This window comes from Chryseobacterium mucoviscidosis, from assembly GCF_002177115.1.
Lineage (GTDB): Bacteria > Bacteroidota > Bacteroidia > Flavobacteriales > Weeksellaceae > Chryseobacterium > Chryseobacterium mucoviscidosis.
In genome coordinates, this window is the sequence record NZ_MVAG01000109.1 from 1 (window position 1) to 273 (window position 273).

At 49.1% G+C, this 273-nt stretch carries 1 protein-coding gene; it reads right to left on the minus strand.

Going from position 1 to position 273, the window contains the following annotated elements:
• Positions 1-273, minus strand: a 273-nt coding sequence (locus tag B0E34_RS22755; RefSeq protein ID WP_228423041.1) for a hypothetical protein, incomplete at both ends; no start/stop codon positions are given.

Sequence of the window (273 nt, forward strand, 5' to 3'; positions counted from 1 at the left end):
CCGACGTCATCGGGATCACATACCGCATGACGGTCACGTAGAACGAATAAGGCCCGTCGACCGACAGTTCTCGCCCAAACCATATATCGCTGCCGTATTGAATCACGAAGGTATACATGGAGATAACCACGATAAATATCGACCACAGCCACCATGCCCACTTGCTCCATTGGTTCAATTTTCCTGCATTGATGACGGCTGTCTGCTTTTCATATCGTTTCAGATGCCGTGACAATGAAAGATACGCCGCACCGGTTAATGCTGCCAAACAGA